A 24,580-nucleotide genomic window follows, 5' to 3' on the forward strand; every position below is an offset into this window, starting at 1 on the left:
GGTGGGAGGGGGCTTGCTCCCGATGAGGCCATAAGCCTCACAACAGCAGGTCAGTCGAACATGAACAGCGCATCATTGCTGAACTGCGCCTCGAACCGATTCGCCGGCATCGGCCGCCCGAACAGGTAACCCTGCACCTCATCACACCCATGCTCTCGCAGGAAGTCCAACTGCTCATGGGTTTCCACACCCTCGGCAATCACCGCCAGGTTCAAGCTGTGGGCCATGGCGATAATCGCCCGGGCAATTTGCGCGTCCTGCTCACCCGAGGGCAGGCCATCGACGAATGTGCGGTCGATCTTCAGCACGTCGATGGGAAACTGCTTGAGGTAGTTGAGTGACGAATAGCCGGTGCCGAAGTCGTCCACCGCGATGCTCAGGCCCAGGTTCTTCAGGCTGGCGAGGATCTGCATGGCTTCGTTGACTTCGCGCATCAGGATACTTTCGGTCAGCTCCAGCTCCAGGCACGCCGGCGGCAGGCCGGTGTCCTTGAGGATGGTGGCGATGCGCGTGCCCAACTGGCCATCGGAGAACTGTCGCGCCGAGATGTTCACCGAGACTTTCGGCACCCGCACCTTGTTCTGGTGCCAGGTCTTGAGCTGGCGACAGGCTTCACTGATCACCCAGTCGCCCACATCCACCACCAGCCCCAATTCCTCCAGCACAGGGATGAAGTCGCCTGGCGGTACCAGGCCGCGACGCGGATGGCGCCAGCGCAGCAGGGCCTCGGCGCCGGTCAGGCGTTTGCCGTCGCCGCTGAATTGCGGTTGGTAATAAAGCACGAATTCGTTCTGCTCCAGGGCGTGGCGCAGGTCGCTTTCCAGCTCCAGGCGTTCCAGGGCGCTGGCGTTCATGTCGGCCTGGTAAAACTGGAAGTTGTTCTTGCCGCGCTCCTTGGCGTGATACATCGCAGTATCGGCGTTCTTCATCAATTGGCTCAGCTCGTTACCGTCTTGCGGGCTGAGGGCGATGCCGATGCTGGCGGTCACAAAAAACTCGCGGCCTTCCAGCACGAAGGGCTTCACCAGGCTGGCGAGAATCTGCTCGGCCACATGTATCGCGCGGTTCAACGCCATCTCGCGGCTGACCCGCGGTTGCAGGAGCAAGGTGAACTCGTCGCCGCCCATACGTGCCACGGTGTCGTCTTCGGCCACGCAACCGAGCAGGCGCGTGGCCATTTCCTTGAGCATACGGTCGCCGGCGGCGTGGCCGAGGGAGTCGTTGATCGGCTTGAAGCGGTCGAGATCGAGGAACATCAGTACCACCCACGACTTCTGCCGCTCGGCTGACTGCAACGCGGTGTGCAGGCGGTCCTGGAACAGTGTGCGGTTGGGCAGGTGGGTCAGGGCATCGTAGTAAGCCAGGCGGTGGATGCGCTGTTCGCTGGCCTTGCGCTCGCTGATATCGCTGAAGAAGCATACGTAGCTGGCCAAGTCGCCTTCATCGTCGAACACGGCGGTAATACCGACCCAGGCTGGGTAATGCTCGCCGTTGCGGCGCTTGAGCCACACTTCGCCTTCCCAGGTGCTGTGCTGGTGCAGTTGCTTGAGCACATAGCGCAAATGGGCTTCCTGCTGCTCATCGACGGTGAGCATGTTCGGCAGTTGGTCGAGCACATCGCTCACCGCATAACCGCTGACCCGGCTGAACGCCTCGTTGGCCTGCACGATATAGCCGGCCGGGTCGGTGATCAGGATGGCCGAGGTGGAATGCTCAAATACCGTGGCCGCCATGCGCAGGTCTTTTTCGGCACGGCGTTGCTGGCTGATATCGCGGCCCACGCCGAGGATGCCTTCAAACGCACCATGTTCATCCCACACCAGCACCAGGCGCAGTTCAATCGGCACTTTGCGCCCATCGGCACGCAGGCAGTCGAACAGGAACAACTGGGTCTGGACTTCATCGCGCAGCGTATTCAACGCTTCGGGGTTGCCCAGGGCGCGGCTGACCTGTTCCATCAGGCTATAAATGCCGGTCAACTGTTGCGGGTTGGCAATGATCGACTGCCAGCCATTCTTGAACACCCAGTCCACGTCATAGCCGAGCACGGCGTTGACCGACGGGCTGATGTAATTGAGGGCCAGTTGGCTGTCAGTGGAGCAGATCACGTCGCTGATGCTTTCGGCCAGCATGCGGTAGCGCTGCTCGCTGTCGCGCAGCGATTCGCTGGCCTCGATCTGGTCGGTAATGTCCTTGGCCACGCCGATGATCCGGGTGACCACCGCGGACGTGTCCCGGGCCAGGGCTTGTTCGCGGATATCGAAGCGTCGCCATTGGTTATTGCGGTGACGAAAGCGCAGTTGGCAGTGCAGTTGGATCGTATAGCCGACCTCGCGTTGCTGTTGGCGCAAGTCGTGGTAGTGCTCGGCGTCTTCGGGGTGCAGCAGGATTTCCCAGAAGTACTCGCCCATTTGCTGCAATTCGGCCTTGTTGTAGCCGAGGGTATGGCCCAGGTGATGGTTGCTGAAAATCATGCGCTGGCTGATCACGTCCTGCACATACAGGTGGTCGGGTACGGTGCGCACCACGTCCGACCAGAAGCTCTCGCGCTCCACCAGCGACAGTTCGATCAGCTTGCGGCTGGTGATATCGCTGATGCTCAGGATCACCGCCTTGAAGTCGTCCTGTTGCTCCGGCAGGCGCATCACCAGCCACAGGTATTGTTCGTTGCCGGCTACATCGTTGAGCTGGATTTCCAGTTCCAGTTGTTTTTGCTGGGTCAGCACGGCTTCCAGCACGGGATAGCCGATGGCGGTGGCATTGCGTGGGCAATCATCGATCAGGCGTTCCCAGGCCTGTTCGCAAGAGCCCACATTCAATAGGCGCACCGCCACCTGGTTGACCTCGGTGACCCGCAGTTCCTTGAGCAGTTGCTGGCGTTCGGCGGGGTTGGCCTGCAACCAGGCGTGCAATTGCTCGCGGCTGTGTACTTGGGTCTTGTCGAAAAACGCTTTGAGCCCCGACAGGTCAAGCACGCACAAGGCCACGCCTGTGCCTTCGAAAATGTCCTGATAGCGCCGCCGGCCTTCATGCACCTGGCGCTGGCGGCGGCGCATGTTCAACAGCACGATCACCGGGATCAGCGAGAACGCCAGCCCCAGCAGGCACTTGCCGATAAACGCCGGCAACAGTTGTTCCAACACTGCACTTCGGTCGAACAGCCCGCGCAGTTGCCAGTCACTTTTGCTCAAGGGGCTGACCAGCACACTGCGGTTCAATTCTTCCGGGGTCAGGGCGCCGGACCACTGCGCCGGCATGCCGCTGTCACGGCTGACCACGCGGTGGTTCAGACGGTTCTCGATCGCCCACATCGGGCGCTGGGCCTGGACGTCCTGGCGCGTGAGGTTGGCCAGGAAGTTCGGCGCCAGGCGTAAGGCCCAGTACACCTTCGAGCCCCCGCTGGGCTGGTGCAGCAACAGGTAGATGACGGTGCCGTCGTTGTCGTTGCTCAGGTAATAGGGCTGGGAGTGGCTGCGTTTGACCAGCTCTTCAAGCCAGGCGCTGTCCCGGCTGTCGCCGTCGGTGTCGCTGATCAGCGCGCCGCTGGGGGCGAGCAGGGCGAAGCTGCGCAGCTCCGGCAATGAGCGCTGCAAGGTGCGGATCAACGCCTGTTGCTGTTCGGCGTTGCGCGGCGGTTCGACGATGGGCAGCAGATTAAGGGCGATCTGCGCGCTCAGGGCCATGTTCAGGCTGATCTGTTCGGCGAGGTCGGCGCTGTAATCAATGGTGTATTGCTGTTGGTCTTTCTGGTTTTGCTGCAATTGGTCGAGCAGTTGCCAGAACAATAACGCGAGCAACAGCAGGACAAGCGTCGCCAGCGCGCCCTTCAAGGTACCGTGCAGGGGCACTCCCGGCGCAATATGAGCGGCGCGCAAGGGAGTTGGCGGCGTGACTTTGGACAAGCTGTGATCCTGCGGTTTGGCTGGACTGGCGCGCGACGTGCACTATAAGCCGGACGCCCGGAGGGCGGCTAGCATGCCTTGAGTTGTGGCAAAGTGCCAGTCTTCCCTGGCTGGACTGCCCCAGCGCATTCAGGTAGCTTTGCCGGTTACGCGGGGGCGTTCCAGCCCCAGACATTCAGGCTTTTTCCCCACGCAGGCATTGATCACTATCAACGGCCCGCGCGGCGCATGGCCTGGCACGGGCTTCGTCCGCTTAATTCATCAGTCACTGACGCTAGGTTCACCATGGCTCAATACGTCTTCACCATGCATCGGCTGGGAAAAGTTGTTCCGCCGAAGCGGGAAATCCTGAAAAACATTTCGCTGTCCTTCTTCCCAGGCGCCAAGATCGGCGTGCTCGGCCTCAACGGTTCGGGTAAGTCCACGCTGCTGAAAATCATGGCCGGCGTCGACACCGAGTTCGAAGGCGAAGCCCGCCCGATGCCGGACCTGAACATCGGCTACCTGCCGCAAGAACCGATCCTGGATCCGACCAAGACCGTGCGCGAAGTGGTCGAAGAGGCCGTCAGCGTGATCAAGGACGCCCAGGCGCGCCTGGACGAGGTCTACGCCGCCTACGCCGAGCCGGATGCCGACTTCGACAAGCTGGCCGCTGAACAGGCCAAGCTCGAAGCCATCCTGCAGGCCGGCGACGGTCACAACCTGGAGCGCCAGTTGGAAGTCGCCGCCGATGCGCTGCGCCTGCCGGCGTGGGACGCCAAGGTCGAATTCCTGTCCGGTGGTGAAAAACGCCGTGTGGCCCTGTGCCGCCTGCTGCTGTCGGCCCCCGACATGCTGCTGCTCGACGAACCGACCAACCACTTGGATGCCGATTCCGTCGCCTGGCTGGAACATTTCCTTCACGATTTCCCGGGCACCGTGGTCGCGATCACGCACGACCGGTACTTCCTGGACAACGTCGCCGGCTGGATCCTCGAGCTCGACCGCGGCGCCGGTATCCCTTACGAGGGCAACTACTCCGGTTGGCTGGAAGCCAAGTCCGACCGTCTGGCCGCCGAATCCAAGCAGCAATCGGCCCACGAAAAAGCCATGAAGGAAGAACTGGAGTGGGTGCGCAAAGGCGCCAAGGCCCGCCAGTCCAAATCCAAGGCACGTCTGCAACGCTTTGAAGAAATGCAGTCGCAGGAATTCCAGAAGCGCAGCGAAACCAACGAGATCTACATCCCGGCCGGCCCGCGCCTGGGTGACAAGGTCATCGAGTTCAAGAACGTTTCCAAAGGCTATGGCGACCGCGTGCTGATCGACAATCTGTCGTTCTCCATGCCAAAAGGCGCAATCGTCGGCGTAATTGGTGGTAACGGTGCAGGTAAATCCACACTGTTCCGCATGCTGATGGGCAAGGAAACTCCGGATTCGGGCACCATCGAAGTCGGCGACACCGTGCAACTGGCCTGTGTCGACCAGAGCCGCGAAGACCTCGACGGCAGCAAGACGGTGTTCCAGCAGATTTCCGACGGTTCCGACCAGATCCGCATCGGCAACTATGAAATCCCGTCGCGCACCTACGTCGGTCGTTTCAACTTCAAGGGCGGCGACCAGCAGAAGTTCGTCAAGGACCTGTCCGGTGGTGAGCGCGGTCGCTTGCACCTGGCCCTGACCTTGAAAGAAGGCGGCAACGTGTTGCTGCTCGACGAACCGTCCAACGACCTCGACGTTGAAACCCTGCGTTCCCTGGAAGAAGCCCTGCTGGACTTCCCGGGCGCTGCCATTGTGATCTCTCACGATCGCTGGTTCCTTGACCGTGTGGCGACGCACATCCTGGCGTACGAAGACGACTCGCAAGCGGTGTTCTTCGAAGGCAACTACACCGAGTACGAAGCGGACCGTAAAAAGCGCTTGGGCGAAGCCGCTGCCCAGCCGCACCGTGTGCGTCACAAGAAACTGGCCTGATTCGGGCTGGTTTGAAAAAAGCGGAGCCTTCGGGCTCCGTTTTTTTTGCTGGTGTTTCAGGAGTACCGCGTTGAATGCATTCGCGAGCAAGCCCGCTCCCACATTTGATCGGGTTTCAACTTTGAAATGTGGTCGAATGTGGGAGCGGGCTTGCTCGCGAAGGCGGTTTAACTGTTGGTGCATCTTCTAAGCTGAAATACCCTTTTTGGGGCGTTAAGACTTAATTATTTATATCCAATGCACCATTTAAATTCACAAAAGCGACATTTCGCCCTGTCACGGTGCGAAACGAATTGTTAAAGTCCGGCTCAATCTCTGTTTAACAACAATCAATTTGCCGAGACTTTTCATGATCGAATCCGTCGAATCCTTCCTGGCCCGCCTCAAGAAACGTGACCCCGATCAGCCGGAATTCCACCAGGCTGTAGAAGAAGTCCTACGCAGCCTGTGGCCCTTTCTTGAGGCCAACCCCCACTACCTGACCTCGGGCATCCTGGAGCGCGTCTGCGAGCCGGAGCGCGCAATTACCTTCCGAGTGTCGTGGGTGGATGATCACGCAAAGGTCCAGGTCAATCGCGGTTTCCGTATCCAGATGAACAGCGCCATCGGCCCTTACAAAGGCGGCCTGCGTTTTCACCCCTCGGTGAACCTGGGCGTATTGAAATTCCTCGCCTTCGAGCAAACCTTCAAGAATTCCCTGACCTCGCTGCCCATGGGCGGCGGCAAAGGCGGCTCGGACTTCGACCCCAAGGGCAAGAGCGACGCTGAAGTGATGCGCTTCTGCCAGGCGTTCATGAGTGAGCTGTACCGCCACATCGGAGCGGACGTCGACGTGCCGGCCGGTGACATCGGTGTGGGCGCACGGGAAATCGGTTTCCTGTTTGGCCAGTACAAACGCCTGAGCAACCAATTCACTTCGGTGCTGACTGGCAAAGGCATGACCTATGGCGGCAGCCTGATTCGCCCGGAAGCCACCGGTTTCGGCTGCGTGTATTTCGCCGAGGAAATGCTCAAGCGCCAGGGGCAGCGGGTCGAAGGCAAGCGCGTGGCGGTCTCCGGTTCCGGTAACGTGGCGCAATACGCGGCGCGCAAGGTCATGGACCTGGGTGGCAAGGTGATTTCCCTGTCGGACTCCGAAGGCACCCTGTACGCCGAAAGTGGGTTGAGCGAGGACCAATGGGCGGCCTTGCTGGAGCTGAAAAACGTGCAACGCGGACGCATCAGTGAGTTGGCCGAACGGTTCGGCCTGGAATTCCGTAAAGGCAAGACGCCTTGGGAGCTGGCCTGCGACATCGCGCTGCCATGCGCCACCCAGAACGAACTCGACGCCGATGCTGCGCACGCCTTGCTGCGCAATGGCTGCACCTGCGTGGCCGAAGGCGCCAACATGCCGACCACCCTTGAGGCTGTGGATATCTTTATCGACGCGGGCATTCTGTTCGCGCCGGGCAAGGCATCCAACGCTGGTGGCGTGGCGGTGAGCGGCCTGGAAATGTCGCAGAACGCCATGCGCCTGCTGTGGACCGCCGGCGAAGTCGACAGCAAGCTGCACAACATCATGCAGTCGATCCACCATGCCTGCGTGCATTACGGTGAAGAGAACGGCCGCATCAACTACGTCAAGGGCGCGAACATCGCGGGCTTCGTGAAAGTGGCTGACGCGATGCTGGCCCAAGGCATCGTCTAAACCTCGGGCTCGATACGCAGCACTTCGATCAACTGATCGCCGACGGGGCGCTGCCACAGCACCTCGTCACCTACCTGGGCACTGAGCAAGGCGCGGCCCAGGGGCGAGCCCCAGTTGATCAAACCGGCGTTGGCGTCGGCTTGATCCTCACCCACCAACTGAATGCGCTGCTGCTCGTCCTGCTCGTTGGCGAACGTGACCCAGCTGCCGATCTGCACCTTGTCGGTGGATGTCGCCGGCGCGACCACCTGTGCGCTCTGCACCCGCTGGTTGAAGTAACGCAGGTCCCGCTCAAGATCAGCCTGGCGCTGCTTATCGGCCTGCTCACCTTTGGCGGACTCGGCACTGTACTCAAGCTGCAATTGCGCCACCTTGGCTTGTAACTGCGCCAACCCTTGCGCGGTCAAACGGTTAGGTTGCGCGCTGACCTGACGCTCCACCGGCTGCTCGGCCTGGGCGGCGGCGTTGTCTTCATTTACAAAAGCTCGGCTCATGGCATTCTCCCTCTATGGAGTTTGGTCCATGTTCGCCGCGCATTAGTTTCGATGGATGTCTGGAAGCGACCTATTGCGAGCGATAGGCCTTGGCCGCATCGCGATCTTTCTCCTGTTGCCAGGCACGTTCACGGTCGTCCCTGCGGTTTTCCTGGTAGTCACGCAGCTCTTCGTTTTCACGCATGGCTTTGCACTGGCGAAAACCATCTTCCCAGCCTTCGGCGTATTGACGGTCTTTCAGATAGCGCGGCACGTTCTTGCGAAACTCCCCGGTAATCACCCCAGCGGCCTGGCGGCCACTGCTGCAACCATCGTCAAAGCCGTCGGCGAAGGCGGGTGGATAACCCTTGGCCAGCAACTCTTGATGGGTTGATTGGCAGCCTGACAACCACACCATTGCACACAGCATTACCGCATACCGCCACATGGCGTACTCCCTGGCCGGTTCACGGCTGATAAGGGGAGTTTAGTCAGTGATTTGTCAGCTGTATGTGAAAGGTGGGTCAGGGGGATGTGGAGGACTTTTGGCCAAGCACAAAACCAAACGTGGGAGGGGGCTTGCTCCCGATAGCAGTTTACCAGTCTCAGTATTTTTGACTGACCCACCGCTATCGGGAGCAAGCCCCCTCCCACATTTTGTGTTTCACCAGGCTTGAGTCAGTAGTGGTACCACTTCACTTCAAGCATCACTTCATTCACGGGTGTGGATAAGTGGCTGTATTCACGCTGCGCACTCAAGCGCAGGCCCAGGTTGCGGGACAGTTCCCACTGCTGGTTGAGGCTGATGCTGCGCCGCACTTCGCCGTTGGTAAAGAAGTCGCCCTTGGCTTCCAGGCTCAGGTTGCCCAGTGGGTTTTTCCACAGCACGCCGGTGTTGAAGCCGGCGGCGGGTGAGATGGCTTCGCTGAAATCGTTGTTGTGTTCCACGCGCACTGTGCCGAGGGCGAAGCCGAGCATGTCGTCGCTCAGTTGCCAGGTGCCGCCGGCGCCGCCGTTGACGTGGGCGACCAGAGTTTCGTCGTCGTGTTTGCCGGGTACCCGTTCCAGGCCGCCAGTCACTTGCCATGACCAGGGCTGCAGCAGCGCATTACGTGGGGTCAGGGAGCGGATAGTGGCCAGGTCGAGTTGCTGCAACTGCCAGTGGTTGCCTTCGTACTGGCGCAGTTTCATTTGCAGGATTTCGATCTGGGCGCCGAGCGGGAAGCCTTCGGCGTTGTCATTAAGGTCGTGATAGGCCATGCGCAGGCCGTATTCGCCGAAGGCCTTGTCGCCACGGGTGCCTATGCCGGCTTGCCAGGTGCGCGATTCGTGGCCGTTTTCCGGCAGGCCAGGCGGCGTGATCTTCAGGTCGGGCGCAGGGTTCTGATTGATTGCGCGCAGCAGTTCGAAGCTGCGCTGGGAGCGTTCAGTGTCGCGCTCCAGCCCATTGGCGCGGTAGCGGCCCAGGCGGTAGGCGGCATCCACAATCAGCGCCTGGCGCTCGCGGGGCAGCGCTTTGAAGGTCGGCTCCTGCAATTGCTTCTGGTCATCGCTGATTTTCAGCACCCATTGCTGCTCATCGCTATCCAATGGTTTGGCGCGTTCGAGCAGTTCGCGTTCGCGGGAGGGCCGATAGTCGATTTTTTCGACCAGGCCGGCGTCTTTAACGGCCTTGACCGTGTCGGTAGGGATCGCAGTGAGCGGGAATTGCTCGGTCAGGCGCAAGCCGGGGCGGGCCACTTGCAACAGTTCCAGCAGACGGTAGGAGCAGTTTTCGTCGAAAAAGAAGTAGTCGAACTGGATCTGCTTGAGTTCCCACACATGCTCGACCATGCGCTCGGTCTCGACCTGGGTCAGGTTCAGGCGGTATTCCCACAGGTCGCGGTTCTCAAGGCTGCGGTATTCCGAGAGCTTTTCCTGGTAGGGCACCAGGGCGAACAGGCCGGGGTAGCCGCCCATCAGGCCCTTCCAGGCGTAGAGGATGCTGTTGTCGGAGCCTTCGATATAGGCGCCGAAGTTGATCGCATAGCTGAGCAGGGCGGTGTTGTTGCTTTGCACGTCCGCCTGGTCGATACGCAGCAGGGTGTGGCCGAACATCGACGACGGGCTGTTGAGGTAGGCCGCCGGGAAGATCATCACCGCGCTATGGGGCGCGACGTCTTTGAACCACTGCTTGAATTCGGTGCAGTCCACGGTCGGCAGGTCAGTGAGGTGCAACTGATCCTTGAGCCAGCGGGTACGTGCGGGGTAGACGCATTGGGTGTGCTTTTCACCCAGGCTGGCCGGTGCATACAGCGCATCGACAGTGGCCTTGAGTTCGGCGTCCGGATGGTGAGCGCCATCGGCAGCAAGAAAGAACTTTTTATCGCTGACATAGCTGCGCCAGCCACTGATTTTGCCGGCTTCGTAATGCCCCAGCGAAAGCCAGAACGGATCATTGGCCAGTTGCTGCAAACGTTGATCATCAAGGTGCGGGGCCGCGTAGAGCGGGGCGCAGGCGAAGAGTGCCAACCAGGCAAGGCGTTTGAGCATAGGGGCAACTTAAGTCGGAAATAGTGAGACCCAAAGGGGAGGCGGGTCCAAAAATAGAACCCGCGCCTCGAAAGGCGCGGGCAGGTCGAGCTTAAGCCTGGGTGGCGTATTTCGCCAGACGGGCATCACTTTTCAGTACAGCAATGGTGTTGTTGTGCACGTCGTCAGCGGTCACGTCAGCCTTGCTGAAGATCTGCTGGAAGTGCTCGTGGGTCACGGCCGCGAAGTGATCGCGATCTTCCGGGGCAACACCCAGTACCACCGCGTAGGTGGTCAGTGCTTCGCCGTTGCCTTTGGCCATGTCTTCGGACAGCTCGTTCATCATGCCATTCATGGCAATCCAGGACTTGCCGCCGTAGGTCAGGGCGCTGTTGGTGTTACAGCCGTTGGTACCGGAGGTCATGCCGAATGTGGCGTTACCCGAGGTGCCGTTGGTGGTGGAAGCCAGGAAGTGGGCTGGAGTACCGCGCTGGCCTTCGAACAACATGTTGCCCCAACCGCAGTTCGGGCCACCTGGTGCTTCTGCCATTGCATTGAGGGAGACGACGGTGAAGAGAGTACCAAGAAGGATCCGTTTCATAGCTTTGTTCTCTATTGTGTGCAAACCAATGGACAAGGGTTCAGGCGCGTGAACGCACCCTAGGGGCCAGTTATTAGTCCAACCCGCGCAGTTTGGAGTTTAGGCACGTTCCAGGGGTTCCGTGTTTTTTTATAAAACAATCAGAGTTCTCGCGAATTTTTTGTAGGGTATGTTCCGTGTCTATGCTTTCCCTAAGGCTCGCCTTGCCAGAGCGCGCAAGGGGGAGCCAGAATGCCGTCATCTGCCCCGCCTGATGTAAGGAAGCCCGATGCCTGATCCTGTTGCTGCCAGCTTGCGTCTAGCGCCCGAAGCGCTGACTCGCCCTTTCTCCGCTGAACAGTTCAGCTTCTCGACCACCAATGATTTGGAGCCCTTTCGCGGTGTGCTTGGCCAGGAACGTGCGGTCGAAGCCTTGCAGTTCGGTGTGGCCATGCCACGCCCCGGTTACAACGTGTTTGTCATGGGTGAGCCCGGTACCGGCCGCTTTTCGTTCGTCAAACGCTATCTGAAAGCCGAAGGCAAACGCCTGCAGACCCCGGCGGACTGGGTCTATGTGAATAATTTCGATGAGCCGCGCGAGCCCCGCGCCCTGGAATTGCCAGGGGGCGGCGCGGCGGCGTTTATCGCTGATATCAACGGGTTGGTCGACAACCTGGTAGCGACCTTCCCGGCGGTGTTTGAACACCCGACTTATCAACAGCGTAAAAGCGCCATCGATCGGGCGTTCAACCAGCGTTACGACAAGGCGTTGGACGTGATCGAGCGTCTGGCCCTGGAAAAAGACGTGGCGCTTTACCGGGACAGCTCCAACATCGCCTTCACGCCGATGCTCGATGGCAAGGCGCTCGACGAAGCCGAGTTCTCGCAACTGCCTGAAGTGGATCGCGAGCGCTTCCACACCGACATCTCCGAGTTGGAAGAGCGCCTCAACGAAGAGTTGGCCAGCCTGCCGCAGTGGAAGCGTGAGTCCAACAACCAACTGCGCCAGTTCAACGAAGAAACCATCACCCTGGCCCTGCAGCCGTTGCTGGCGCCGTTGTCGGAAAAATACGCAGAAAACGCCGGTGTCTGCGGTTATCTGCAAGCCATGCAGGTGTACCTGCTGAAAACGGTGGTCGAGCAGTTGGTGGACGACGCCAAGACCGACGCCCAGGCGCGTAAGCTGCTCGAAGAGCAATACTGCCCCAGCCTGGTGGTAGGCCATCCGGTCAACGGTGGTGCGCCCGTGGTGTTTGAACCGCACCCGACCTACGACAACCTGTTCGGCCGGATCGAATACAGCACCGACCAAGGGGCGCTCTACACCACCTATCGCCAATTGCGTCCGGGTGCCTTGCACCGCGCCAATGGTGGTTTCCTGATCCTTGAAGCCGAGAAAATGCTCAGCGAGCCATTCGTGTGGGATGCGCTCAAGCGTTCCCTCCAGTCGCGCAAGCTGAAGATGGAATCGCCCCTGGGTGAGCTGGGCCGCTTGGCCACGGTAACCCTCAACCCGCAAATGATCCCGTTGCAGGTCAAGGTGATCATCATCGGTTCGCGCCAGTTGTACTACGCGTTGCAAGACGCCGATCCGGACTTCCAGGAGATGTTCCGCGTATTGGTGGATTTCGACGAAGACATCCCGATGGTCGACGAAAGCCTGGAGCAGTTCGCCCAGTTGCTCAAGACCCGCACCTCTGAAGAAGGCATGGCACCGCTGACTTCGGACGCAGTGGCGCGCCTGGCGACCTATAGCGCACGTCTGGCGGAGCATCAGGGCCGGTTATCGGCGCGGATTGGCGATTTGTTCCAGTTGGTCAGTGAGGCAGATTTCATTCGCCACCTGGCGGGCGACGAAATGACCGATGCCGGGCATATCGAGCGTGCACTCAAGGCCAAGGCTACGCGCACGGGTCGTGTGTCGGCGCGGATTCTTGACGATATGCTCGCCGGGGTGATCCTGATCGACACCGCCGGCGCCGCTGTAGGCAAGTGCAACGGGCTGACGGTGCTGGAGGTGGGCGATTCGGCGTTCGGTGTGCCGGCGCGAATTTCCGCCACGGTGTATCCGGGCGGCAGCGGTATTGTCGACATCGAGCGCGAAGTTAACCTCGGCCAACCGATTCACTCCAAGGGCGTGATGATCCTCACGGGTTACCTGGGCAGCCGTTATGCCCAGGAATTCCCGCTGGCGATCTCGGCTAGCATCGCCTTGGAGCAGTCCTACGGCTATGTGGACGGCGACAGTGCGTCTCTCGGTGAGGCGTGCACCTTGATCTCAGCGTTGTCGAAGACGCCGCTCAAGCAGTGTTTTGCCATCACTGGCTCGATCAACCAGTTTGGTGAAGTGCAGGCGGTGGGCGGGGTCAACGAGAAGATCGAAGGCTTCTTCCGTCTCTGCGAAGCGCGCGGCTTGACCGGTGAGCAGGGCGCGATCATCCCTCAAGCCAACGTTGCTACGCTGATGCTCGATGAGAAAGTGTTGCAGGCCGTGCGTGCCGGGCAATTTCATATCTATGCGGTACGCCAGGCGGATGAGGCGTTGAGCCTGTTGGTGGGCGAGGATGCCGGTGAGCCGGACGCAGAGGGGCAATTCCCGGAAGGCACTGTGAATGCGCGAGTGGTGGAGCGTTTGCGGGCGATTGCCGAGATGATCAGTGAGGAAGACTTGAAGGAGGCGGAGAAAGAGCTGGCGCAACAGGCGTTGGCTGAAGCCAAGCCGACCTGATCCCTGAAGCTCAATGGGAATCAAATGTGGGAGGGGCGGTGCGACGATTCGACTTGCTCCCGATAGCGGTGGGTCAGTCAAAATTACTTAGACTGGCACACCGCAATCGGGAGCAAGCCCCCTCCCACATTTAGTTCGGTGTATGTCACTAAATTGACAGCTATGCCGGACCAACGCCCGTTGGTCCCTACAACCTTGGTTCGTTGCGTTTTTCTTCTATTCTCAGAGACAGGGATATCCACAGGAGTCGCAGGATAGAGACAGCCTCGCCTTGCGCTGGGCTGAATACCGATCTACCGAGGGTCGCCGCCATGTCGCGCAACCTTTGCCTTACCCGCCAGTGGCTGGGCCTGGTCACCCGTATCGAATGCTCCATTCGCCCCCTCGCGGGGGATAACGGCATGTGGACGTTATTGTTTGCCGCCGGGATGTCGGGTGAGCAGCCGTCCACCATTAAATCCCAGGGCCCGTTCCCTGGGCCCTTCGTGGCAGAAAGAATGCTGGGGTCCATCGTTGATAGCCTGACGTTGCATGGCTACGAGCAAATGGACGAGCCGCAGATCTGGTGCCTGCACCTGCAAGCCCACCTGCGACAACTCAATGGCGGCCAAGAGCAGCTGGCGCTGTAGCGCCGATTATTTGCTCTCAGGCTTGTCCAGCTTGACCTCAAAGCCGTATTGCACGGTGCTGAGGTCGGTGCGCTGGTAACTTTCCAGCGTGGTCGGCTGGCCGTAAAAGTAATGCACGTCGAACATCGCCGTGCCGTATTCCTCTGCGCGGTGGCTGACGCCGAGGATTTCCTTGAGGTAATTGCCGCTGGCGTCCTTGGCGTAGAAACGCCAGCTGTCGGAAGGGAAGTCCTTCTGATCGACGATCAGCGCGTTGTCCTTGAGCGACAGGCCCTTGGGCAGCTTGGTGGCGTCAATCGTGGCTTTCTCGATGGTCGCCAGGAACAGCGGCACTGAGCCCACCACGAACGCCGGAGTTTCCGGGAACAGGTTGAGGTCGTAAGTGAGCGTGCCGCTGCCGGCGTTCAGCTCGAAAGCCTCGGTCGGCACCTCGATGGGCTCGCCGCGCTTGCCCTTGTCGTCGGCGGTGAAGAAGGTGATAGGTGCGTCGCTGTTGTTGCGTTCGGCGCCGACCAGGTCGTCATTGAAGGTAAAGGGGTGGTCAAATACGACTTTCGCGGCACTGGCGTCTTCGGTCGATTGGCTGATGGTGACGCTCTTTTTGAGCTGCTCCTCAGTCATCGAGGCATCTTTGAGCCAGCTGGCGGCGCTGTCGTCATACACCGTGACCGGCATCGGCAGGGCTTGCACGCTTTGCTGCAGGCTGTTCCTGTCGAAGCGCATCACCGGCAGGTCCAGGTCCTTGTGGGTGACCGTGGCCGTGGAAAAGTCCAGGACGTTAACCTGCAGGTTGTCGATCAGCCCGTTGAAGTACACCTTGGCGTAGTGGCTGGTTTGCTTGCGTTCGAAGGCTTTTTGCTCGTCGGTGAGCTGTTTCTCGAAGGCGTCGGACCAGGCCTTTTGCTTGTGCATTTCGGCCAATTGTTTCTCGTAGAACGCCACTTGCGCGGCACTTTCATTGATCGAGCCTGAGCGGGTGAGAAATTGCCCGGTGCTGTCCTGTGCCTGCACCAGCAGCGGGTTCGGCGATTCTTCGCCGACTTCGGCTGCCAGGGGCTCGCTGTTGGTCAGTTCGATCTCGGCGTAGTTCTTTTCCAGCAACAGCAGGTTGAGGGTGATATTGCCCTCGGTGCGTTTATGGCCCACGTCTTTCTTGGTCAGATCGAACGTCAGCACCTTGCCCGGCGTAACCACTTCAACCGCACCCTTGAGGCTGACCGGCTGTGGCTGGCTTTTGTTTTCCGTCTCGATACCTTCGATAAACGGGTAGGTGACCGTCAGATCGTCGGGGTTGGTCAGGTTGGAGCTGCTTGGGCTCAGTTGGATACCGGGGTCGGTTTCCGACCATTCCGGCTGGAAAGGAATGACTTTATTGTTGCTCAGGGTGACCGATTGCCATTCCAGGCCATGGGGGAACGGGAACCGCTCAGGCGCGTTGAAGTTGAACGGGAAGACCGGCTGCAAATCCGTCAGGTAGTCGGAATGGGAGGCTTTGCGCAGCACGAAAAGGCCGTTGATGTAGGTGTCCACCAGGGCTTGCGGCGTGGGGTAATGCTTGAGCAGGGCCAGGGTGTCTTCGCCGTACTCGGCTTCGATGGGCTTGCTGGCGAGCTTGAGGCGCGCACGTTCCAGCAACAGCAGCGAGCCGCCGAGGTCGGCGATGGCATCGCGCAGCTTGGGGTCCTGGATGTCGTCCAGGGACTGTTCGAACTTCGTGGTTTTCTCTTCGAGGGTCGCCTGCTTCTGCTCTTCTTTGGGGGAGCAGCCGCTGGCCATCAGCAACGCCGCGCACAGGCCGAAAGTGGCCAAAGGGGATCGCACATCCTTCATCTGAGTCTTCCTGTCCGACATCATCGAGCCGAGTTAATGGTCTCGACACTAGCAGAAAAACTCTCTTACAGATGCCACTTGGGTCAGTTTTCTCACGGTGACAGAGGCCGGGGGGCGGCTGGTATACTCGGCGCCATTTTTAGCCAAGCTGTGTGAGATTCAATGGAACGCTTTATCGAAAATACGATGTACGCCTCGCGTTGGCTGCTGGCACCGATCTACCTGGGGCTGTCCCTGGGCTTGCTGATCCTGGCGCTGAAATTCTTCCAGGAAATCATTCACGTGATTCCCAACATCTTCACCATGTTGGAAGCGGAAGTGATCCTGCTGCTGCTGTCGCTGATCGACATGGCCCTGGTCGGCGGCTTGCTGGTGATGGTGATGATTTCCGGCTACGAGAACTTCGTCTCGCAGCTGGATATCGATGAAAACAAGGAAAAGCTCAACTGGCTGGGCACCATGGACTCTTCGTCGCTGAAGATGAAAGTAGCGGCCTCCATCGTGGCGATTTCCTCCATCCACTTGCTGCGCATCTTCATGGACGCCAAGAACGTCGATCCGCAACACCTGATGTGGTACGTGATCATCCACATGACCTTCGTGGTCTCGGCGTTTGCCATGGGCTACCTGGACAAACTCACCAAGCACTGATGCCCCGCGCCGGCCTTACAGCTCGACGAAGTAGTAAGGCTGGCGGTTGATCGCCATTTCCTTGATCACCGTGACCTTCTCGTTCAGCCGGTCGGTGTGGTCCATCAACGCAATGTTGCCGGGCTTGGCGGTGAGAAAGGCGCGCAGTTCGGGTTCGGTCTGCAGGATCGGCAGGTAGGCTTGCAGATAAAACACGCTGGCGCCGGCGATCCGCTCGTTGGGCTGGAACATTGCCACCGCTTTTCCTTCGTCTTGCAGCGTCTGGATCTGACGGATCACCGGCACGAATGACTGACGCACGTCGGCTTTTGGTGCAAACCAGAAGGCTGCGATCAGGTAGCAGACCACGGCCAGGGTGAAAACCCCAGCGATGATGCGCCGGTGGTAACGGTACAGCGCGGGCTTGTGTGCCTTGGCCCACTCCAGCAGCACCCGTGCATATTCGGCGGCCAGCACCGCGGCGGCTGGCGTCAGCGCCATCAAGTACACCGTGCGTTTGCTGGAAGCCAACGTCAGCAGGGTGAACTGCGCCACCAGCCACACGCTGAAAAACAGACGGTAACGGTTGCGCACCAGACTCTTACGAAAGTGCCACAGGCCCAGGTACACCAGGATGTTCCAGGGTAGAAAAGCTTCGGGTAGTTTCGCGATGTAATAGTAGAAGGGCTCGTAGTGCCCGGCTTCGACAAACGAGCCGCTGAAGCGTCCGACGCTGTTGGTCCACAACACCTCACCCACGGCCTGCATCCCGCCGCGCTGAAACAGAAACCCCAGCCAGATCAGCAACGGCACCAAGGCCAGCATCGTGAACAGCGCCGGCTTCAGCCAATCGCCGATGCGCAGGCGCTTATCCATCAGGCTGGTACTGGCCAAATACACAAAGATCACGATGCCAGGCATGGCCAGGCCCAACACGCCTTTGCTCAGGGTGGCGATGACCATGCCAGCGGTAAACAACGCCCAGGCCCACACACTGGACCCTTCGCGTTCGGGCCGTACGGCCTGGTAAAACGCCAGCAGGGCAGTGGTCACGCCAAGGCTGAGCAACGAATCCTCACCCACACCCCGCACATTGCCCCAGTAACTGGCCATGGTCGCCAGGATCAGCGCGGCACTGAATGCCAGTGTCTGCGGCCGCCCGAATCGGCGCAGCATCCCGTACAACAGCATCACGCTGAACAAACCGGCGAACGCCGAGGCCAAACGCACAGCCCCAGTGCTGGCGCCAAACAGGCGAATCGCGCCGGCATCCAGCCACAGGCTCAGCGGCGGTTTTTCCAGGAACGGCTCGCGAAACAGCCGCGGCACCACCCAGTCATCGTCCAAGTGCATAGCCATGGCGATCCCGGAAACCCGGGCTTCGGTGGAGCCTTGCAGCTCGTGATTGCCGAGGGCGAAGAAGAACAACAGGGCAGCGAGCAGGAGCAGCAGGGGAGCGGGACGCGTCATGGAATCGGGCTACCGGGGAAGAGGACCGTTCGGGGGATCGGCCATTGCAGTTGGCTAGTATCTGTCAGCGTTTCTGAACGTTTAGTGAACGGATGGGAAAATATTGATGAGGGGCTCTGGCCTGACGCTGACTTGTTCGTAGGCAAGTCATAGGCGCGCAGTGTTTGTCACAACAATCCCGAATAGCCCGCTACGTTTTTCCACCCGCACCCTACCCTGATCACCGCGGCTGCTGTTGCGGCAGATTTTGATCAGTTTGTTCACTTCCGGATCGAATACCAGGATGCCTGAGCAGCTACGGCTGCCGCCTGGGGTGTATTCGTACTGGGTCACGTAGCTGCTGAGCGTCGTACTTGTAAGAAGAATGAGCACTGCTAGCAGGGCGGCCATCACCATGGCACTCGCAATGAGCGCACCGAGAAAAACCTTCAAGTGCTCCATTGGTCTTCTGCGCAGAAATTCGGGTTTTCTCATGCGCCACAGGTTCAACATCCAGGCAATAGCCAGCACTGGCGATGAGATCTGGCAGGTTTTTTCAGCCACCGGTTTGAAGTGCACAGACGGCCAAATAATGAATACCCAGGCCAGGATCAGCGCCATGAACAGCAGCATGCCAATGGCGGCCGGTATTACGAAAGCATAGGAATTTTTGTTCAATGCGATGTTCGTCCTTGTCATCAAAGCCTTCCGCCTGTGTCTTTTGAGGGCTGGGGCGGTTAATTCATTACGCGGGCGTATTCTGCGCTGTTGATACAGTCAATCCAAATAAAGGGTGGCGATGACGCGCTGGGGTTTCTGAGGCGGCTGACAGCAAAAGGCCGAGTCGCTGAATGCGCCTCGGCCGCCTCTCTTGGGTTAGAACTTGTACCCGCTCTACCAACAGTTCACCCAGCACGATCAATTGCTGAGTGGCCAGCAGCTTGTGACGGTTGGCGCCTTCCAAACGAAAAGGGTGGCGACCATACGCGGGTTAGCAGACCAGGAATCAAGGAACCCGGCGCACCCGAAAGTGCCCCACGCACAGCCGACATGATACGAACCAGCGGATGCTGAACGCATTGCTCGAACGGATGGTGGCTTTGCAGGCCTTGATATTAACCGAGCTGCTAAACCCGGTCGCTGATTTTGCAGCGACAGAGGAAGGCTAGGCTTGTTGGTTGGAGTGCGCCAGTTCATCGACAGCGCGGCATGTTGCGGGAAAATTCTGATGCCCCGCCTTGGCGGCTTCTATCGTTAGACTTTCCGGCTGGCAAGACAACGTCCAATGTCGCCTCAGTGCGCAAAACAGTCGTCTGGGTTCAAGCCACCAGCGCCCACTTATCGCATGCTTGAGTTCAAATGCTGGCATAAAGGAGGCCACGCTGATGCAATCCCAAGAAAAGGACCTGTCTCTTGTTAACAACCTCTTGCTCAACAGCGACGAAATCGAAGCATTTCGTCGCCAGGGGTTTATCAAACTCAAAGGCTTTTTATCTGAGCACGCCATTCAATCCTTGAAGCAGGCGGCTCGTTCGAAAGTGATCTCCGCACGGGAGTCGAAGTCTGCCTATGGGGATTCTTTCAGCCGGTTGACCTATGATTTGGGGACAACCGACGCGGTGAAAAACATCTATTCCTCAATCGCGTTCAGGACGGCCTTGGTGACGTTAATCGGGCATCCGCTGATCATGACCGAGTCCCAGAGTTTCGAGCTTACCCCGCATAAAGAGGGCTTTGCCTGGCACTACGATTCCCTGAGCTTCAGGTACATCCGCCCTCAGGACGCGGCTTTCAGCGTGTGGATCCCGTTGGATCCTATCGACAATTCAGGCCAGCGCGGGGGCATGGCTTATTTAGCCGAAGACATCTATAGCGCGAAGGCTAATTTTCAGATGGCCAGCCTGCTTTCCAAAAGAATGGTTGCCGGCGTCGCCGTGGAGGATTTTTCCGCGCATTTGAGAGCTGTGTTCCAAACACCCAGCCTGCTCACAGACCTGTTTGAAGCGTATAAAACCCAGGATGATTTTGAAGTGGGCGATGTACTGTTGTTCACCAAGTCGATGTGGCACCGCTCTGAACCGCTCTTGCCTGGGCCGCTCGCGACTCGCCTGGCGGTGACCATGCGTTTTCTCGATTGGCGTTCACGATTGGACAAAACGATGTTCGAAGGCGAGTCTGAAAGCGGTGGCGGTGTAGGGATGGGGGTCAACTGGGGCAGGCCGACCCAGACCGCCTATGGTTCGCAATTTATCGACATCAATGACGGCGAGGAAATTCGCACTTCCGCGTATTGCGGCCCTGTCATCTGATGTCCCCGCAAAGGTTGCCTGCTGAGGAGCGCTAATGTCCAGATCCTACGCGCTGGGGGTGGCAGCTGCAGTATTTGCCACCTTCAGCTGGGCGCTTAATTTTCTGTCGCCCTACATGATGGGCGCCTTCGGTCCGATTGACTTCATCACCCTGCGGTTCATCGTATCCGGCTGCATCGGCCTGGTAATGCTGCGCATCTATTGGCCTGGCGACCCCGTTTTAACCAGGCGCTCAATCCTCAACGCCGGGCTGCTTGGCGTGCTTGGCTATGCGGTGTACATCGGTTGCATCATGGGCAGCGTGCTCAATGGCGGCGCTATCATCGCACCGGCATTCCTGAGCGCTACACCGGTCATCATCGCGGTCGCGGGCAATATGATCGAGCGCACCACCACCTGGAGCAGCCTCGCCGTCCCGATCATCCTGGCGGTTTGCGGGTTGGTCGCGGCGAACTATGGCACCTTGGTCGGGGTTTTAGACAATGACCTGACCTCCTACCTGGCCGCGGTCAGCTACGCCGTGGGTGCGGTGCTGACCTGGCTGATGTTCAGCATACTCAACCAGAAGATGCTGGCGAAAATCCCCAGGGTACACGCAGGCCTATGGACCGGCCTGATGATGGTCGGCGCTGGTTTGAGCGTGGTTGTGTTCGTGCCGTTCGGGCTGGTATTGGACCTGTACACCTATCCACACCTGGACCTGCACTTGAGCAATACCCTGCCGGTGCTGGCTGCCGCAGCGGCGCTGGCCTGTGTTGCTTCCGTTGGCGGCGCATGGGCCTGGAATTTTGCCAGCCAGAGGCTACCGATGGCCCTGTCCGGGCAGCTTATTTCAGTGGAAACCATATTCGCAGTCGCCTTTGGGCTGATCGCCGAGCAGCGCTTGCCTACCGGCCTTGAGGTTCTGGGTATCGTTGGGCTGCTGGCAGGTGCTTCGATTGCGGTGAGGGTGATGGCTCAAGGTAATCGCGAAGGGGTGAAGGTGCAGGCTTGAGTGATCGAGCTGGCGGGTGCGGGCGGGGTATGGGGATAGCTGCGTAGGTGAACAAAAGTGCAGATCAGAACTTAATCCACCTGAAACGATAGGCCACGACCAGCACCGTTGGCCAGAACAGTGTATTGGCGATGTCATGGAGGCTCGCGGCCCAACGCCAGTATCCCAAGCTCGCCTTATCATCCATAAGATCGAACAACTCGATGAGACATGCCCCCGCCAACACCACCAGCCAACTGCTGAAGGAACCCAGGGATTTTCGAGAGATGCAGCTGGCAGCGATCAGCAATGCCAGGCCTACATAGATATGCAGGGCATCCCTCGAGAGGCCAGTGGCTGAAATAATCCCAAGCTTGAGTGATTGCAGTGTGGAAGCGTCCATTGAGTGTTTCCTCGTTTATCGGGGCTTAGGTCCATGATAGCTACCCGTGGATTGATTGGTTGTCACGCTCAATAGCCGGGGTTGAAGCTCATTCGTTTCAGGGCCGCGTTGGCTGTCTGGCTTACGATGGGCTGGGGGAGTGGGCATTGCTTTCGTTTGGCAGGACGCCGTAGAGGGTGTTGCTGAAAAGCGGCTGAATCTTGCGAGAGTCCGCATCAATCGATAACCACTTGTCATGCATCCAGATGCAGAAAAACCCGCACTGGGCGGGCTTCTCTGGTGTGTCGATTGGTGGAGCCGGGGGGGGGATCTGGTTGGTAAGATATTAATTTATAAAATTCATATAGATTTATTTTTTTTGGAATACCACTTGGAATACGGCGCTCCACGTGGCCACCCGTTTTGGCAGTCGATCTGACAACACGCTTCATAATCATGATTGGCAGTGAACTGCCTATAGCTGCCGATGGCGACAAGTAGAAATCGACCAAGAGCAGATAACGCAGACAAGATTTTTTGGGAGGGGTCAGTAACTAAAGAATAGGTCTTTGAGGCTAACTTTTATCCCGGGCAGATATAGGTCTAATGACTCTTTTTTTATATTTTCATCTATGTGCGTTTGTTCTTTTAATAGTTGTTCAAAAATATCACCAAATACATCAATGCTTTTTCCAATGCTATAGCGAACTCGACGAAACATTGGAAAGTTACAACAGGCTATATGGCTGGCCTCGCGACTGTAGCCATAGCCTTGAACACGGAAGGTCGACCAAGAGATTCCAAAAAGATAAATTTTGGTAATTGATCTTCCTTCTGGAAGCTTCAGTCGCAGCGTTTTTACAAGATCATCTGAACTTTTGTCTTTCAGCCATGATTCTACAGCCTCCCCCCACGAATCTATCTCGGAAGCAAGATTTTTTGCCTTGCTTCGAAATTTTTTAACATCAAAAACAAAATAGTCCTGCCACTTCAACTGAAAAAGCGCAAGGTTTCCTGAAACAGTATCATAAATAGCGCCGTCTAGATCAGTGATTGTTCGCCCTGCATCGCGTAGCTTAATGTTTCCGGTCACCCGCTTGTATCGATTTCCCATGAACATGTAATAAATGTGGTTTCTAAACCATTCTTCTCTGGGGAGCGCGATAGCGTTGGTTATATTCATGTCTCTTTGCGTGAGTAGTTCAATAATCGAATGAAAGGGATTTCTGAGTATGCTGGAGACGGGCCGAAGAAGCATGCCATTACCCATGTCAAGTAGTAGCGGTGATATATAAGTTCCGCTTTTGAATGTGGGAAGGTCTGATATTTTAAAAGATATTATGTCAAGGATTTCAGATGTCAGGTCTTTCTCGAAGCTTGTATGAGCCATAATTGCATCTATAAGGTCATTTCGCGTAGTCCAGATGGTCAGGCTTTGCGGTATTGATATTTCCTTTATTTTATGAAGTGCTATATCTGCAAATGTAATATGTTTAGTATGCAGTGCTATGACCACAGCAGTGACGACTATGATGTGTACGGCGCTTATTCCGTTGATTTTTACGCTAGGATGAAGGCCTGCTTGGTCTCGTGCCTCTCTTATCCAGTCAAGGGCAAAGGAGAAGAAATGATTATCAACTCTAGGGTCAGCACCGTACCCCATCATGACCCCATGCCCCAAGTCATGAGGGAATAACAATGGTTCCATCAGTGCTCTTACATTTTCAATCTTTTCGTCTTTGTGTAGGCTGGAGTTATTGAAGCCATAGAATGCACCAACTGCTTTTATTTCATCGAATTCGTCATCAAAGCTAAAAACTTTCCATCCATTCGAGAAGCCGGTAGTGTTTTTCCTCACCGCTAGATCGATTTGAGATGCGTATGTGGACTGTAGTGCATCCATAAGTTGATATGTGATCTCCTCTCGTGCGGTCACTGTTATTTGGTCAGTGGAGGTGTGGATATCTATTAGTCCGGTACAGTTCAAGTCTGAAATATTTTTTAGGAAGGCAATCGCGCCTAGTCGATACAATACTTGAGCTGCAAGTTTTCTTGTTTCGGCAGTACTTTCCCTAACAGGTATTCCCGGCTTTCCGATGTCTATAAAAAAATGCTTTATGGCCATTCCCCAGCCAAGTCTATATAGCTCTGACTCTGCGGTTGAAGCTCTTTGCTCCTTAGGTAATGAGTCTTTATATACGCTCAAATAATCTAGAAACCTCATCATGTCTATGAGTAAGGTCATTTTTGATATCGGATCTTTAGGGAGTAAATCTAATATTTGCATTAGCTCTGAGTCGGCTAGATTTCTTAAATTTTGCTCCGCTGAAAGGTCCATGTTTAGTATCCCTATGAAATTAAATTTGTATTAACTGAAGTCTTGGAGTCGGCTATTTGGGTTATGTTTATAAAGCTGTTTGACGGTTTTTTTTGTCATAAGATGGTCTTTGAAAAGGTAAGTTTTTAGCGCTTCTAAGATATTTTTTTGGTTGTATCTGTTACGTAGTCATCTGTTGCACCTGCTTCCAAGTTTCAGATTTATTTTTC

At 57.5% G+C, this 24,580-nt stretch carries 17 protein-coding genes and 1 pseudogene; 7 read left to right on the forward strand and 11 right to left on the reverse strand.

The annotated features are described in order from the left end of the window. Positions 1 to 50 precede the first annotated feature (50 nt). Positions 51 to 3,902 carry a sensor domain-containing protein gene (locus tag JFT66_RS15715; RefSeq protein WP_198859584.1) on the reverse strand — a complete coding sequence of 1,284 codons (3,852 nt, stop codon included), beginning with the start codon at positions 3,900 to 3,902 and terminating at the stop codon, positions 51 to 53. 285 nt (positions 3,903 to 4,187) lie between these two features. On the opposite strand from JFT66_RS15715, the gene ettA reads away from it, so the two are divergent. Beyond that, the gene (gene ettA, locus JFT66_RS15720) at positions 4,188 to 5,852 is read left to right on the forward strand and encodes an energy-dependent translational throttle protein EttA (protein ID WP_034117814.1); all 1,665 of its coding nucleotides are present in this window, start codon (positions 4,188 to 4,190) and stop codon (positions 5,850 to 5,852) included. Between the two features lie 349 nt (positions 5,853 to 6,201). Then, positions 6,202 to 7,539 carry an NADP-specific glutamate dehydrogenase gene (gene gdhA, locus JFT66_RS15725; RefSeq protein ID WP_034117815.1) on the forward strand — a complete coding sequence of 446 codons (1,338 nt, stop codon included), beginning with the start codon at positions 6,202 to 6,204 and terminating at the stop codon, positions 7,537 to 7,539. Here gdhA and JFT66_RS15730 read toward each other — a convergent pair. The 4 genes from JFT66_RS15730 to JFT66_RS15745 form a co-directional block, all read right to left on the reverse strand. Next, a complete protein-coding gene (locus tag JFT66_RS15730) occupies positions 7,536 to 8,033 on the reverse strand; it encodes a GreA/GreB family elongation factor (protein ID WP_198859585.1) in 498 nt (165 codons plus the stop codon). The two genes, gdhA and JFT66_RS15730, sit on opposite strands and share 4 nt — an antisense overlap. Before the next feature lie 70 nt (positions 8,034 to 8,103). Next, positions 8,104 to 8,460 carry a hypothetical protein gene (locus JFT66_RS15735; protein ID WP_153839411.1) on the reverse strand — a complete coding sequence of 119 codons (357 nt, stop codon included), beginning with the start codon at positions 8,458 to 8,460 and terminating at the stop codon, positions 8,104 to 8,106. 230 nt (positions 8,461 to 8,690) lie between these two features. Then, positions 8,691 to 10,544: an Lnb N-terminal periplasmic domain-containing protein gene (locus JFT66_RS15740; RefSeq protein WP_153872604.1), complete on the reverse strand. Its 1,854-nt coding sequence runs from the start codon at positions 10,542 to 10,544 to the stop codon at positions 8,691 to 8,693. 91 nt (positions 10,545 to 10,635) lie between these two features. Continuing rightward, entirely contained in the window at positions 10,636 to 11,124 is a 489-nt protein-coding gene (locus JFT66_RS15745; RefSeq protein ID WP_034117820.1) for a DUF3015 domain-containing protein, read from the reverse strand. Positions 11,125 to 11,392: 268 nt separating this feature from the next. Between JFT66_RS15745 and JFT66_RS15750 the strand changes: the two genes are divergently transcribed. Beyond that, positions 11,393 to 13,831 (forward strand): Lon protease family protein, encoded by a 2,439-nt coding sequence (locus tag JFT66_RS15750; protein WP_065925342.1) that lies wholly within the window; start codon positions 11,393 to 11,395, stop codon positions 13,829 to 13,831. Positions 13,832 to 14,142: 311 nt separating this feature from the next. After that, on the forward strand, positions 14,143 to 14,460 hold the full coding sequence (locus JFT66_RS15755) for a PA4575 family protein (RefSeq protein WP_198859586.1): 318 nt from the start codon (positions 14,143 to 14,145) through the stop codon (positions 14,458 to 14,460). A 6-nt stretch (positions 14,461 to 14,466) separates the two neighbouring features. On the opposite strand, the gene JFT66_RS15760 is transcribed toward JFT66_RS15755, so the two are convergent. Further along, positions 14,467 to 16,290 carry a hypothetical protein gene (locus tag JFT66_RS15760; RefSeq protein ID WP_198859587.1) on the reverse strand — a complete coding sequence of 608 codons (1,824 nt, stop codon included), beginning with the start codon at positions 16,288 to 16,290 and terminating at the stop codon, positions 14,467 to 14,469. A gap of 162 nt (positions 16,291 to 16,452) precedes the next feature. Between JFT66_RS15760 and JFT66_RS15765 the strand changes: the two genes are divergently transcribed. Further along, positions 16,453 to 16,941: a TIGR00645 family protein gene (locus JFT66_RS15765; protein ID WP_005791582.1), complete on the forward strand. Its 489-nt coding sequence runs from the start codon at positions 16,453 to 16,455 to the stop codon at positions 16,939 to 16,941. Positions 16,942 to 16,956: 15 nt separating this feature from the next. On the opposite strand, the gene JFT66_RS15770 is transcribed toward JFT66_RS15765, so the two are convergent. The 3 genes and pseudogenes from JFT66_RS15770 to JFT66_RS30230 form a co-directional block, all read right to left on the reverse strand. Further along, positions 16,957 to 18,390, reverse strand: coding sequence for an ArnT family glycosyltransferase (locus JFT66_RS15770; protein ID WP_198859588.1), 1,434 nt, complete (start codon positions 18,388 to 18,390; stop codon positions 16,957 to 16,959). A gap of 147 nt (positions 18,391 to 18,537) precedes the next feature. Further along, positions 18,538 to 19,047, reverse strand: a complete 510-nt coding sequence (locus JFT66_RS15775; RefSeq protein WP_198859589.1) for a hypothetical protein — start codon at positions 19,045 to 19,047, stop codon at positions 18,538 to 18,540. A gap of 208 nt (positions 19,048 to 19,255) precedes the next feature. Then, positions 19,256 to 19,339: pseudogene (locus tag JFT66_RS30230) on the reverse strand (DUF6124 family protein); the annotation flags it as partial. 415 nt (positions 19,340 to 19,754) lie between these two features. Here JFT66_RS30230 and JFT66_RS15780 point away from each other — a divergent pair. Next, the gene (locus JFT66_RS15780; RefSeq protein WP_198859590.1) at positions 19,755 to 20,678 is read left to right on the forward strand and encodes a phytanoyl-CoA dioxygenase family protein; all 924 of its coding nucleotides are present in this window, start codon (positions 19,755 to 19,757) and stop codon (positions 20,676 to 20,678) included. Positions 20,679 to 20,712: 34 nt separating this feature from the next. Further along, entirely contained in the window at positions 20,713 to 21,672 is a 960-nt protein-coding gene (locus JFT66_RS15785) for a DMT family transporter (protein ID WP_198859591.1), read from the forward strand. Between the two features lie 64 nt (positions 21,673 to 21,736). Here the strand turns inward: JFT66_RS15785 and JFT66_RS15790 are convergent, their stop codons facing one another. Together JFT66_RS15790 and JFT66_RS15795 are read right to left on the reverse strand one after the other, a co-directional pair. Then, a complete protein-coding gene (locus JFT66_RS15790; protein WP_198859592.1) occupies positions 21,737 to 22,054 on the reverse strand; it encodes a hypothetical protein in 318 nt (105 codons plus the stop codon). A 526-nt stretch (positions 22,055 to 22,580) separates the two neighbouring features. Next, positions 22,581 to 24,371 carry a hypothetical protein gene (locus JFT66_RS15795; RefSeq protein WP_198859593.1) on the reverse strand — a complete coding sequence of 597 codons (1,791 nt, stop codon included), beginning with the start codon at positions 24,369 to 24,371 and terminating at the stop codon, positions 22,581 to 22,583. Positions 24,372 to 24,580 lie beyond the last annotated feature (209 nt).

Source organism: Pseudomonas sp. MF6755, from assembly GCF_016405635.1.
GTDB lineage: Bacteria > Pseudomonadota > Gammaproteobacteria > Pseudomonadales > Pseudomonadaceae > Aquipseudomonas > Aquipseudomonas haemolytica.